Origin of the sequence: Trinickia violacea (assembly GCF_005280735.1) — a bacterium.
Lineage (GTDB): Bacteria > Pseudomonadota > Gammaproteobacteria > Burkholderiales > Burkholderiaceae > Trinickia_A > Trinickia_A violacea.
This window is the reverse complement of the sequence record NZ_CP040077.1, coordinates 2644573-2657477: the sequence shown is the minus strand read 5'-3', so window position 1 is coordinate 2657477 and position 12905 is coordinate 2644573. Positions and strand designations below refer to the sequence as shown.

Here is a 12905-nt window from a genome sequence, read left to right as displayed (position 1 = left end):
TTTTTCCGATCGGTCCCTACAGGTCGATGACCAGTTCGCTCGATCGGGCTCTCGAGACGCAGATCATCAGCGATTTGTTGGCCTCTTGTTCGTCGGCGCCGAGAACGTAGTCGCGATGATCCGCTTCGCCCGACAGCAGCGCGACCTCGCAGCTTCGACACAAACCTTCCCGACATGACGAGACCGCTTGCACGCCATGCCGTTCGAGGCATTCGAGGATCGATTCCTCAGGTTTGACGACGCAGCGCAGCCCGCTCCTCGCGAGTACGATGGAGAACGACCCGTTCTCATGCACGCGAGTCTCTGCCGGAGGGGCCGCGAATCGTTCGAAATGGATTCGCTCAGGTGGCAGCCCGGCCTGTTCGCCATGTGCCGCCACGGCATCCATCAGGCCGCCAGGACCGCAACAGTAGACGTGCTCCCCGGCATCCATGTTGCGCATCATCATGCCCACGTCGCGCGGAATGCGCGCCTGCTCCTCGTCATCCACATAAAGATGGACGGATCCTCCGAACGAACGAAGTTCGTCGACGTAGGCTGCATGCGAACGTGATCGAACACAGTAGTGCAGTTCCCAAGGGCGTTCGTGGTGAACGCACCATCGGATCATGGCTAGAATCGGCGTAATGCCGATGCCGCCTGCGATGAATCGATGACGGTCGGCTTCGGGTGACAGCCTGAACAGCGTGCGTGGCTCACTGATCGTCAACCGGTCTCCTAAGCGCAGGTTCTCGTGGATATAGGCCGACCCGCCACGAGAAGTGGCGGAGCGACCGACACCGAGACGGTACAGCGACGTATCTGACGCGTCGTTGCACAGCGAGTATTGGCGCGTTTTCTCGCCGGGCAAATGGACATCGATGTGCGCACCGGGTTCGAACGGTGGGAGCGGCGAGCTGTCCGCAGCCCGGAGTTCGATGCCGACGATGCCTTCCGCCTCGAGCCTGAGCGTAACGACTTTGACCTCGATCATGTCAGCTTTCCTTGGCCGACGGCTGCCGCGCCTGGTTTTCCTCTTCGAGCCGTTGATTCACCACCCAGCGGAACTGCGAAAGTGCGGAGTCGATGCCGAACGGCATCATCTCGAAATCCGGGTCGAGTGAGAGATTCCGTTGCTGCGCCGTGATGATGTCTCGATCCTCGTCGAATGCAGCGACGACGGACTGATGAACTGAGCGCGTCACTTCGGGCCGATCGAGCGCGAAGTTGTGAGGATGGGCGAAAAAGTAGTGAGTCGAGGTTTCCGTTTCGGGCGTCAGGGCCTGACATCCGCGGAATTCCGCCGCGTCCACTCGCGTGCCTTCGCGCGCGCCGTTGGCTGCCGGTGCGACACCGGAGTCCATGAGAAGAATGCCGGGCAGCGTGAAGTCGTAGATGTTCCATCGGTCGACCTTGCCGGGCCAGTCTTTCACGGCCGCAGCAAACGGCGGCACATCGGTATTCAGGACCCACCGCGTGATCCGCACGCCGTTCTCAATGCGCTCGACCTTGGGTTGAACCTTTGCGTAGTCCTCAGAGCCGCCGAGCGAAGTCGGATGGACGAACGGTAGATGCGAAAAGTCAAGCAGGTTGTCGCAGATGAGCAGGTAGTTCACGTGATAGTGGATGTAGCCTGGCAGACAGCGCCAGGCCGGGTCGTCGAGCCAGTGCGTATCGGGAATCGCGTCCGGATTCGCTAGCGCGGGATCGCCCATCCAGATCCAGATCCACCGATGGCGCTCGACGACGGGGTAGCGCTTGATCTTTGCCCGTTCCGGAATCCGCTGTTGCGCCGGGGCTTCGACGCACGCCCCCGCGCTGTCGAACTTGAGCCCGTGATACATGCACCGCACGCAGTCACCCTCGCGACGCCCGACGGAGAGCGGCGCGCCGCGATGGCAGCAGCGATCCTCGAGCGCAACGATGGTCCCGTCTTCCTTGCGATACATCACCACGGGGCTGCCCGTGACGACACGGGAAAACAGCGCATCGGGCCCGACCTCATGCGACCAGGCGGCCACATACCACGTGTTCTTCACGAACATGGTTTGTCTCCTTGAATTGTCATGTGAGCGCGTGTTCGTCGAGGCGCTTGACTGCACGATAGGTTTGTCGTATCCATGCGTCAAGATAATGGCGTTAATACATGGAATGCACCTTATGCATATACGTGATTTGGATCTCAACCTTCTCGTGGTCTTTGATGCCTTGCTTCGCGAGCGAAGCGTGACCCGCGCTGCCCAGGACATTGGACTGACACAGGGCGCCATGAGCCATGCGCTCAATCGCCTCCGCGCGTTCTTTGACGACCCGCTTTTTGTGAAGACGTCCAACGGCATGTTGCCGACCGAGAAGGGCGCGCAACTGGGCGCAACGATTTCGGAAATCGTGGTGGCGATCCGGCAGAACGTCGTGGCGGAGGCGCATTTCGATCCATCGACTGCGCAACGCACTTTCGTTCTATGCATGACCGATATGGGTGAACTGGTCTTTCTTCCGCCTCTGATTCGGAGAATGCGAAAGCTGGCACCTCATTGCACGCTGCGCTCTGTGCAGGTTCCGCTGGAGCAGATCGAAGGCATGCTGTCGTCGGGGGAAGCCGATCTCGCACTCGGGTCGATTCATGCGGCACCCGAAGGGCTCTTCCAGCAGCAATTGTTCATGCATTCGTTTGTTACGCTGGTCAGTACACGCAATCGGAAGATCGGTAAGACGCTGACCCGTGCGCAATTCGAGACGATGCCGCAGATCGTCGTTTCATTGACAGGTCGAGCAAGCGCGGCCTACGACAGTGCATTCGACGCTTACGGAATCAAGCGAAACATCTATCTCACCACGCCGCACTTTCTCGCGGTGCCGCATCTGATCGACGCGCAGCCCGACCTGATCGCGACCGTCCCGCTGGAACTCGGAACGGTCTTTTCGAGGCTCGGCACCGTCAGGATGGTGCCGCCGCCTGTCGCGCTCCCACCGTTCGCGCTGCGTCAGCACTGGCATGCCCGCTTCAACGCGGATCCGGCTAGCGTATGGCTGCGCCATCTCATCAAGGAGACCTTCGAGCGCTATCCGGACGTCGTGGAAGGCGAGTGAGCGACTGTTGGATGGTTGAGCGACGCGTTCGGGGCGATGCCGCCGTACCCGGCCGGCTAGAGCAATGGGTGGGACGTGTCGGTCCACGAGGTCGATTCCCGTTCAACGTTACTGGTTTCTGGTCACCAAGCGACTGCTTTTCGAGTATATTTGGGGGGTTATCACCTGGAAGCCCCATCATGCCGGAATCTCCCTTCGCCGCATGGCAACCATCGAAGCGCCTCGATCGAGGGAATGCTGCGGAGCAGATTCTCGAAGACTTGCGGGAGCAGATTCTTAGCGGCCAACTGGCGCGCGGCGCCAAGCTTCCGACCGAAAAGCAGCTCGCCCAGGCGTACGGCGTGAGCGGTCCGACCATCAGAGAGGCCATTCGCGGGCTGACCACGGCGTGCCTTGTGGAGGTGCGGCACGGTAGCGGTGCGTATGTGACTGCCGAGGTGGATCAGTTGATCGCCGTTTCGCTGCGCTCGATGATTCAGATGGAGCGCGTCGGCATTCGCCAGGTGCTCGACGTGCTCGGTGCGCTGGTCGAGCATGCCGCGGGTCTCGCGGCCAAGCAGGCGTCCGAGGAAGACATCAATGCAATGCAGGAAATTCTCGAAAGCATTGCGCAAGCCAAGGAGGCTTCTCAGATATCCGTAAGCCTGATGCAGTTTGTCGAGGCATTGGGAAATGCGTCGGGCAATCCGTTGGTTGCTGCCCTTTGCCGCTTCCTGTTCGGTGTTCAGATCGGCCTTGCCACACAACTGTTGGGCACTTCGTTTGCGCCGCTGCGAAAGGCGGCGGGAAAGCTGGCCAAGGATCGGCAGGCCGTGGTTGACGCGATTGCTACGCGCGATCCGGAGGCCGCGCGATCGGCGGCGCGCACGTATCACGAACGAGCACTCAAGACGATCTTGGCATTGCCCAATGCAGAGGCGGCATTTGAGCCCTCGAGGGAACTGGCAATCCTGGCATCCCTGCTCCAGCAAAGGTAACGAGGGTGGGCTGGCCGGTAGCAAGAAGAATCACGGAATTCCTGGTGCCGGTTTACCCGAGTGTCGACAGTGGTATGTGGGCTGGACACAGAGAGGGGATGCGGAGACGACCAAGTACTCGAGCCGGGGACTGCGTGGCAATGCCGTGACCAGCGCGGGTCGTCGTGGCGACCTGGCGAAATTGCGTCAGCAGGGAGCGGATGGCAACGAACTCGTGAACGTTCATCACGCGAAGTGCCTTCGCGTGATGGTCGAGATGTTCGCCGATGAAAGCGGCGATGAAGTAGTCGTTGTGGTGGTAGCCGGGGAGTTCTGCTCAGTGTAGGTCAGGCCGGAGAGCCAATATAGAACGGGACCCTTCCCGACACTTCAATAGTGGACGACGGTTCTGATCGACTTGCCCTCGTGCATCAGATCGAATGCCTGGTTGATCTCCGAAAGCGATTTCGTGTGGGTGACGAACGGCGCGAGCTGAATCTTCCCGTTCATCGCGTCTTCGACCATGCCTGGCAACTGCGATCGGCCCTTGACACCGCCGAATGCCGTGCCGAGCCAGCGCCGCCCGGTGACCAACTGAAACGGGCGCGTGGAGATTTCCTGGCCGGCACCGGCGACGCCGATGACCACCGATTGGCCCCAGCCGCGATGAGCACATTCGAGCGCCGCGCGCATGACGTTGACATTGCCAATGCATTCGAAGCTGTGGTCCACCCCCCAGTCCGTCATTTCCACGATGATCTGCTGGATCGGCTTATCGAAATCCTTGGGGTTCACGCAGTCGGTGGCGCCGAAGGCCCGCGCCAGATCGAACTTGCCGGGGTTCGTGTCGATCGCGATGATGCGGCTGGCCTTGGCGAGTTTCGCGCCCTGGATGACCGCGAGACCGATTCCGCCGAGGCCGAACACGGCCACCGTGTCGCCTTCCTGCACCTTCGCCGTGTTTTTTACCGCGCCGAGTCCTGTCGTCACGCCGCAACCAAGCAGGCAGACCTGTTCGTGATCCGCCGACGGATTGATTTTTGCCAGCGATACCTCGGCCACGACGGTGTACTCGCTGAACGTCGAGCAACCCATGTAGTGGTAGATCGGCTTGCCTTCGTAGCTGAAGCGGGTCGTGCCGTCTGGCATCAAGCCTTTACCCTGGGTGGCGCGTACGGCCACGCACAGATTGGTTTTACCGCTTTTGCAGAACAGGCATTCGCCACATTCGGCGGTATAGAGCGGAATCACGTGGTCGCCCGGTTTGACGCTGGTCACGCCTTCGCCAACTTCAACGACGATGCCGGCGCCTTCGTGGCCTAGAACGACCGGGAACAGACCCTCCGGATCGTCGCCCGAGAGCGTGAAGGCATCCGTGTGGCATACGCCGGTGTGGGTGATTTTCACCAGCACCTCACCGGCGCGGGGAGGTTCGACGTCGATCTCGACAACTTTCAGGGGTTCGCCAGGCGCAAACGCAACGGCAGCACGCGATTTCATATCGATCCTTTAGACGAGAAAGTGGAGGGTTCGGCAGTCGGCCAATCGGGCCGCCGCCAAGGTATTCAACGGAGGTAGGAGCGCACCAGGGAGACAACTTCGTCAATCGATTTTTGCGAGCTTTCGGTTGCTTCCGCGACATGTGAAAACTCCTCTCGCAGATGGCTTTCGAGGACGCCGGCCATCAAGCCGTTGACCGCGCCGCGGACCGCGGCGATCTGCTGAAGAATAGGTCCGCATTCGGCGCCTTCGTCCAAGGCGCGCTCAAGCGCATCGATCTGGCCTCTGACGCGGCGTACACGCGCCAGAACGCGCTTCTTTTCCTCGAGCGTATGCGGCATGGCATCCATTTGTTGGGGAACTGGGTGGGAGTATATACCACATACTGGTGGGGAGTATACGTAGCAGCTCACCTGATCTTGAAGATCGCTGTTCTCACGCGCGTCTTGGCATTTAGTCCGAAGTAGCGGCAGACATTAGCGGCAGGCACAGCGTCCGCGGATGTCGGCTGCGTTGGCAAGCATCGGGAGTCAAACAAAGATGCGTATCGAACCAACGACGGTTCGTAGGGATATCCACAACTTGCTTTCCTTCGAGGTGCAGTATGATTTTGTGACAAAGAAACCAGGTGACAAGGTGTGTAATGCGGCGCAAACGCGGCCGACGAAGCATCGGCGGACATGCCTGCGGCTTCGTGAGGACCGGGGCAACTACGGCCCGGCGGCCCGTTGCACGTAGGTCATGGTCGTAAACTCGCTCGCGGTGAGCGCGTTCCATGTCCGTACGACGTCAAGCTGTCCAGTCAATTCAGGCGGGTTGGGAAAAATGCTACCTTCGTGATACATTAACGGTGTATAAAGACTTGTGAAGATAGCAAAATGCCGACCCCCCACGCTCCTTCAGCCGGCGTCCGGCGGGCGCTGCGCAAATTGGGCGCCGATATCCACGACGCACGCCGCCGCCGCCGGTTGACCATGGCTGTGATTGCCGAACGTGCTTTCACGTCGAGAGCGACTTTGCAGCGCGTCGAAGCCGGTGATCCGGGCGTGAGCATCGGCATCTACGCGGCCGTGCTACAGGCGCTTGGGCTTCTGAATGGACTACAGGAGGTTGCCGACGCCGCCCGGGATACAGTGGGGCAGTCGCTGGCAACCGCCGCATTGCCTCAGCGTGTCCGGATGCCCCGCGGCGGCGGAGGGAAGGGTGACCATGGTTGATGTCGAGGTATATATCGATCTCGACGGCTCGCCGCGCCCGGTAGGGCTGCTCAGGCGGCATGCGTCGCGTCGGGAAGAAACGGTCACGTTCGAATATGACGAGACCTGGCTGGCCGACGACGAGCGCTTTTCGATTGAGCCGGCGCTGGCATTGACGCGCGGCGTTTTCCCATCGCCGCAAGATCAATCCGTCTTCGGTTCGATCGGCGATTCAGCGCCCGATACGTGGGGGCGCCGCCTCATGCAGCGCGCGGAGCGTCGACACGCCGAACGGGAAGGACGGCGTGTCCGTACGCTCGGTGAACTGGATTATCTGCTGGGCGTCGCGGATGAAACGCGCCTGGGCGCGTTGCGATTTCGCTGGAACGGAGAAGATGAATTTCAGGCGCCCGTGCCCGCCGGTGTCCCCGCGCTGATCGAATTGGGGCGGCTGCTTCAAATCACCGAGCGCATCCTGCGGGACGAGGAAACCGATGAAGATCTGCAACTGATCTTCGCGCCGGGGTCGTCACTCGGTGGTGCGCGTCCAAAGGCATCGGTCATCGACCAGTACGGCCATTTGTCGATTGCAAAATTTCCGAAGGAGACCGATGAATACAGCATCGAGGCGTGGGAGGAAGTGGCCCTGCGCCTGGCTGAACGCGCCGGCATTTCCACCCCGCATCACGAACTGCTTCAGGTAGCGGGCAAGCCTGTGCTGTTGTCGCGTCGCTTCGATCGCGCTGGGAGTATTCGCATTCCCTTTCTCTCGGCCATGTCGATGACAGGATCACGGGACGGCCAACGAGGCAGCTATCCCGAACTGGTTGACGCACTGACGCAACACGGGGCGAAGGCGCGAGCCGATGCGGCACAGTTGTATCGACGCGTGACCTTCAATGTACTGGTCTCCAACGTCGATGACCATCTGCGCAATCACGGTTTCCTCTGGGCCGGCCGCGATGGCTGGGTGTTGTCACCGGCCTATGACCTCAATCCCACGCCAACCGACGTCAAGGCGCGCATCCTGACGACTAACATCGATCTCGACGAGGGAACGTGTTCGGTTGACCTCCTTGAAAATGCGGCGGAGTTTTTTGGCCTGTCGCTGAAACAGGCTCGGGCCACGATCAGGGAGGTGGCCAACGTGACCCGGACATGGCAGGCGGTTGCTCAGGAAGTCGGTTGCAGGCGCGCAGAGATCGCCCGCATGGCAAGTGCCTTCGAGCACGACGATCTTAGTGCAGCATCGCGGTTGTGACGGTATCGCTGACGGTATCGGCGCCGCATGATCACGCGGAAGCGCCGTCTCTACAAGGCTCCGGCCACCGGATTGACAACCGAGTGGGAGTAGGCGGTAAAAAAATCCAAGGATATTCAACTACAAGTGACCTGAATGCGTTACTGAGTGTGGACTGGCTTGGGATGTCGGCCTCGGCCCGCCTGCACCGGATGCGCCCGGCCCGATTCCGCCTCTCACTTCCTTCGTTGTTTACGGGCGATTCGTATGGTCCACACGACCACGCTCACGCTGATGACCAGCACGGCTAACGCAATGTATACGATCGGATTGCGATACTGTGGCAGTTGGAGGAGGGCAAGCACCGCGCCAACGATGACCACAAATGCGATCAAATAGGGAAGCGAAGATCGTTTCATCGGAGTAACCAAACAATTATGCCCATCGCCACTACTAGCACGGCGAATGCCGCGAAAGCGACGGGCTTCCGGTGTTGAGGGAGTTTCGTCAACGCGAGAACAACAATCAGAAGTGCGATGAATCCCATCAAAGAGCGCATCGGACCTCTCTCATTGCCTCGAAACAGTTTTCGTGATGTCGAGCATAGTTCCAGTGAGCCAGCCGCCAGCGGACCCGCCTCGGTTACTGCGATACAGCAGCCAGTCGCAGGACTCGATTCGTTGAAATCGTGACCGGATCAAGCGTTCTGCTCTTCGGGTTCCTCACTGCCCGGAGGAAGCGGAGCGTTCTCATCCGCCCCCTCGGGGACGGGAACCGGAGTTCCGTCAGCAGTGGCCACGGCGTTGTCCGATGTTGGCTCACCGCCGGTTTGCGCACTTGCGTTTGAGGAAGCGGCATACGCGTTGTCGCAAAGGTCGCTGCAAATCGAGGCGCCCGCTCCACCCACCGCGGCGCCGATGACGCCGAGCGCGACCGCGCAAGGAATGGCAACACCTCCCAAGGTGAAGACAGTACCGGCTGCGCAGGCCGAACCGATCAGAACCGCGAGCGCGCCTCCTGCCGCCCAACAGGCTGCCTTGCAAGCACTGTCTAACCAATTCATCTTCCGCGCGATCCAATTGCCGGGGCGATTGGCGAGGGAAATGCGCCGATGAACCCCGTTTCGGCTGATCACTGCCTCCTTGATTCGGACAATCTCAAGACCGGAATGCTGGGTGGCGGAAGCCTGATCGGACCGGCTTTCGGAAAATGGGCGCTCGGGGATCAAGTCGAGTGCTGATGGTCCTGACAGCGGCCTTTGACTTTGGGAACTTTTCCTTACGCTGTCCGTTTCTTCCGTGTCGTTCACTACCTGCTCCGCCACCCGGTCCGCCTCCTGCTCGTACGGGTCGTTCGACCCTCCGATCACGAGTTCGGATTGCAGGCTTTTCTTCCGCTCCTTCTCGCACTCTGAACACATACGCTGGACATTGCCTCTCCCGGCAGGAAGGATCGAGTCGCCACTCTGCTGGACCACATGAGTCAACTCGTGTGCCAGAAGTCGGCGGCCTTCGCGGCTGCCGGGGTCGTACTTGCTATCACGGAAGAAGATATCCTGGCCAGTGGTGAACGCGACCGCGTTCACCGCCTCATTCAGCGAGTGAGCACGGCTGTCCGTGTGGATGCGAACACCGCCGAAATCGGCGCCGATGGCTGACTCCATCTGAAGGCGAGTCCCGGCTTCCATCGGCTGCCCGCCGCCGCGTGCGTTCTCGATCGCCGTTTCCACCGCCGGAGCGACATGGCCCTTGTCGTCCTCCTGACTGGCCTTAGACACCAGCCGCTGCACATAACGGTTTCCGTACTGCCGCTGTAACGCGAGCAGATAGTGTCCGGTCTGGGAAGCCTGTCCGGGCGAAGCTGTCATACGCTTCACATTCGAGGCCTGAGCCTTCGCGCCTCTAACCTGGCCGAGAGGCGGGTTCAGTTGGTTACCTCCGGCAACCAACGTCTGATTCTCGTGCGGGGTAGTGATCGGCTGAATCTGAAAAGGCTTCGAGGCGGAGATGTTTTCCGATTGATGCTCTTTCATCGTCTGGCTCCCTTCCGAGTCCATCGCCGCCGGGACGCCGTAGTCTGTGCGACTCCGCTCTCGTGCGTCACGCGTCCGGACGGAATAGAAATCCCATTAGACCTCTACGATCAGTACAGTATAGACACCGACTCAGTCTTCCTTGAAATCTTTCCTATCCTGAGCGATGAGACGCACGTCCCCCAATTAATTAACGTTCCTGCCGGTATTTGAAGGACGTGCATCAGAAAGGGCGGACATGGCATTTGGCACAAGACAGTAAGCATGAGCCGCTTGGCGTCATATTGGATCGAGGTGTATCAGGACGAACTGCTCAAATACGCGGCACAGACCTTCGGGCCGGTAATTAACTTATAGAACTATTTAAAAGTGGACTGGCACGACGTCCGAGGCGGAAACCGCGGCAATGAAATCGCATGTTTTCCGCGCACCTGCTTCGCGGTTTTTGAATCGATTTTTATCGAGCGTAGTGAGTCCGAAATAGCGGCTTGCACCATCTCGAACCCGGGTTTGACGTGCGGCATTTGGTGCGGCCCAATTGGCGGTAAAAGCGTCCCACGGGGCTCGCGATTGGAGCGTTGATCGCCTAACATCAAGAATGAATTCACGCACAAGCGCCGATTCGGTCATTTCCAAAGCGTTCGCTCCCGCTTCGTCTTATTTCATGTGGCCCGTTGCCAATCCGGGTGTGAGAGGGGTGTCATCATGCGACGCGCCGTCTGCCTGTTCATGTCCTGCGTGATGTCCGTGATGGGTTGCGACGCTCACGCGGCTACCCTGTGTTCTGGCGGAAAGCCCGGAACCGGTTGCGCGGCGTCCGCGCCTTCTTCGCCGTCTCCACCTTCTCAGCCTTCTCCGCCACCGCAGACTTCGAGCCCCCCTGTCGCCACACAGTCGGGGACGGCCGGCGGCGGGCATTCGACGGGACCCTCGTACAACTCGAATCCGTCCTCCGGCGGCGTGCATTCGACGGGACCCTCGTACAACTCGAATCCGTCCTCCGGAGGCGGCAGCGGGGCAGGCACCGCCGCCGCGATCGCCGCTGGGGCGGTGCTGCTTGGCGGCCTCGCAGCGGCGATCATTTCGCGCTCGAACCCTGCCAGCACGCCGAGCGCGGATGGGGCGTCGCAGTCAGGCGCGACGGGTCCTGTGACAAGTCCAGTAGGCGAGGGCTCGGCACCTCCGCCGTTGGAAGTCGCGTCGGTTCCCATTGCGGCAAGCGCGCCCGAACGCTTGAGCATCGTGCCGAATCTGCTCGGGTTGACTGTCTCGGCGGCCCTTAAAGCGCTAGAACAGAATGGCCTCGTCATCGGCGTCGACGATAAGGATCCGGGAGCGAGCGGAAGGCATGTCGCCACGCAGAGCATCATGCCGGGAGAGCACGTGCCGCCCGGCACCGCGGTGACGGTGACGCTCGGTGCTGCGCCGGCGCCCAAGCCCAAGCCGCCCGTTGCGCATCACACCCAAGGTCCAACGCAGCCAGGACGGAACGTGCCGCCGACAGCGCAACCCGAGCTTCCAGCGTTGCCAGTAGCCAGCGGGCCTGCGTCGCGGGAAGTGAGCCCCGGGCGTGCAGGGTCGTCGGAAGTTGCTTCCCAGCCTCCTGACAAACCCCCGGTTGGTGTCGAACCTGACCAACCCGCCGACTGGCCGGACGTTACGCTTGTTGCGGCGCTCCTCGCGCTCGCCGGCGCCGCGGCGTACGCGGTGCGCAAGTGGTGGCTCAGGCCGCATCTCGTCTGCCGCATCAGCATGCGCGCGGACGTGGGCCAGCAATCGTGCCGCATGTCGAGCCGGCATGCCCATCTCCCATCGGTCGACGTGAGGCTCGCGTCGCAACCATGGGAAGCGCATGTCGTCGATGCCTCCCGGCCCTCGCACAGGGAGAGGGATCATGTCCGACGCCCCCGTCACGCTTAATACGCTGCTTTGGAACGGCTCGTCCAGCGCGGGCGCGAACGCGCTCATCGATGCGGTGAAGCAGCATGCGCCGGTCGACATCGCGAAGCTGCCGACGCTGCAGTGGCGGGAGCTCGCGCAGGCCGTCGAGGATCAGGTCGCGACGGGATTCGATACGAGTCTCGGCGCGATCCTCGTGCGCTCGTGGTCCGACCTCGCCGCGATCCGCGAAGCAGCGGACCCGCGGCGCACGCCGCCCGACACGACGCGCTCGGTGCCGCTCGTCGAGCACTCGATCGAGTCAGTGCATCATCCGAAGCTCGAGATCACCATCGAAGGGTTGCGCAGCTTCGATGTCGTGTTCGAAGTGAAGCTCGCGCTGAAGATCACTGGCGCGATACTCGGCATCCGCAACGCGCGGATCCGCGAGATCAGGCTCGGCGAATGCCGCGGCGAAGCGACGCTGTCGTTGGGCGGCCATACGCTGCATCGCTACGAGCTCGGCTCGGCGCGCTTTCCCGGCCATATCCGCTTCGCGGGCGAGGGCATGCCGATAGGCCAGTACGCGCGCGATCCGGTGCGTCGGCATTGACGCGGCAGCATCGGGCGAGAGGCTAGGGCACGTCTGTGCGCTCGGTTGCGGGATTGGAGATGGTGACCACGCCGGCCCACATGCACAGGCACTGAGACAGGTTGTCGAGCGCCGGCATGCCGCCGATCAGCACGGTCGGCGCGCCGGCTACCCACGGACTCACGGTGGCGGGCACGCACGGCATCGGCGTCAGCACGCCGAGCGCAGCGGCAGTCGCGGACGCGACGGCCGGATTGGCAATCGACGTGCACATGCCGAACGAGCCGATGTTGACGAGCGGAATATGGTCTTGGATCGTCGCCGCGGGCGGCCCTTCGGCCATCACGCGGTTGACCGGCAGAACCGTCAGGGTCGCCGGCGCGACGCCGAAGCTGCATTGGAGCAGTGCGCCGCTGGTAACCTGTTGTGCCATCGCAGTCCT

At 61.4% G+C, this 12905-nt stretch carries 13 protein-coding genes; 7 read left to right on the top strand and 6 right to left on the bottom strand.

The genetic code is table 11. The features are described from left to right. Positions 1-16 precede the first annotated feature (16 nt). Together FAZ95_RS12010 and FAZ95_RS12005 are read right to left on the bottom strand one after the other, a co-directional pair. Positions 17-973 (bottom strand): PDR/VanB family oxidoreductase, encoded by a 957-nt coding sequence (locus tag FAZ95_RS12010; protein WP_137332658.1) that lies wholly within the window; start codon positions 971-973, stop codon positions 17-19. 1 nt (position 974) lies between these two features. After that, positions 975-2024 (bottom strand): aromatic ring-hydroxylating dioxygenase subunit alpha, encoded by a 1050-nt coding sequence (locus tag FAZ95_RS12005; RefSeq protein WP_137332657.1) that lies wholly within the window; start codon positions 2022-2024, stop codon positions 975-977. Between the two features lie 115 nt (positions 2025-2139). Here FAZ95_RS12005 and FAZ95_RS12000 point away from each other — a divergent pair, with 115 nt between their 5' ends. From FAZ95_RS12000 to FAZ95_RS39755, 3 genes are all read left to right on the top strand, one after another. Beyond that, on the top strand, positions 2140-3069 hold the full coding sequence (locus tag FAZ95_RS12000; RefSeq protein WP_137334524.1) for a LysR family transcriptional regulator: 930 nt from the start codon (positions 2140-2142) through the stop codon (positions 3067-3069). 179 nt (positions 3070-3248) lie between these two features. Beyond that, positions 3249-4046 (top strand): FadR/GntR family transcriptional regulator, encoded by a 798-nt coding sequence (locus FAZ95_RS11995; RefSeq protein ID WP_175425577.1) that lies wholly within the window; start codon positions 3249-3251, stop codon positions 4044-4046. A 145-nt stretch (positions 4047-4191) separates the two neighbouring features. Continuing rightward, entirely contained in the window at positions 4192-4371 is a 180-nt protein-coding gene (locus FAZ95_RS39755) for a hypothetical protein (RefSeq protein WP_217497395.1), read from the top strand. A gap of 44 nt (positions 4372-4415) precedes the next feature. Here FAZ95_RS39755 and FAZ95_RS11985 read toward each other — a convergent pair whose 3' ends face one another. Together FAZ95_RS11985 and frmR are read right to left on the bottom strand one after the other, a co-directional pair. Then, entirely contained in the window at positions 4416-5525 is a 1110-nt protein-coding gene (locus FAZ95_RS11985) for an S-(hydroxymethyl)glutathione dehydrogenase/class III alcohol dehydrogenase (RefSeq protein ID WP_137332655.1), read from the bottom strand. Between the two features lie 65 nt (positions 5526-5590). After that, positions 5591-5866: a formaldehyde-responsive transcriptional repressor FrmR gene (gene frmR, locus FAZ95_RS11980; RefSeq protein ID WP_137332654.1), complete on the bottom strand. Its 276-nt coding sequence runs from the start codon at positions 5864-5866 to the stop codon at positions 5591-5593. A gap of 537 nt (positions 5867-6403) precedes the next feature. On the opposite strand from frmR, the gene FAZ95_RS11975 reads away from it, so the two are divergent. After that, complete coding sequence (locus FAZ95_RS11975) at positions 6404-6742, top strand: helix-turn-helix domain-containing protein (RefSeq protein ID WP_137332653.1); 339 nt, start codon at positions 6404-6406, stop codon at positions 6740-6742. Beyond that, on the top strand, positions 6735-7982 hold the full coding sequence (locus tag FAZ95_RS11970) for a type II toxin-antitoxin system HipA family toxin (protein ID WP_137332652.1): 1248 nt from the start codon (positions 6735-6737) through the stop codon (positions 7980-7982). The genes FAZ95_RS11975 and FAZ95_RS11970 overlap by 8 nt, the downstream gene beginning before the upstream one ends. 676 nt (positions 7983-8658) lie before the next feature. Here FAZ95_RS11970 and FAZ95_RS11965 read toward each other — a convergent pair. Continuing rightward, positions 8659-9993 carry an eCIS core domain-containing protein gene (locus FAZ95_RS11965; RefSeq protein ID WP_217497394.1) on the bottom strand — a complete coding sequence of 445 codons (1335 nt, stop codon included), beginning with the start codon at positions 9991-9993 and terminating at the stop codon, positions 8659-8661. Between the two features lie 705 nt (positions 9994-10698). Between FAZ95_RS11965 and FAZ95_RS11960 the strand changes: the two genes are divergently transcribed. Both FAZ95_RS11960 and FAZ95_RS11955 read left to right on the top strand, forming a co-directional pair. Continuing rightward, a complete protein-coding gene (locus tag FAZ95_RS11960; protein ID WP_137332651.1) occupies positions 10699-11913 on the top strand; it encodes a PASTA domain-containing protein in 1215 nt (404 codons plus the stop codon). Continuing rightward, a complete protein-coding gene (locus FAZ95_RS11955) occupies positions 11888-12484 on the top strand; it encodes a hypothetical protein (protein ID WP_137332650.1) in 597 nt (198 codons plus the stop codon). The genes FAZ95_RS11960 and FAZ95_RS11955 overlap by 26 nt, the downstream gene beginning before the upstream one ends. Before the next feature lie 22 nt (positions 12485-12506). Here FAZ95_RS11955 and FAZ95_RS11950 read toward each other — a convergent pair whose 3' ends face one another. Further along, a complete protein-coding gene (locus FAZ95_RS11950) occupies positions 12507-12896 on the bottom strand; it encodes a DUF4280 domain-containing protein (RefSeq protein ID WP_137332649.1) in 390 nt (129 codons plus the stop codon). Between the last annotated feature and the right edge of the window lie 9 nt (positions 12897-12905).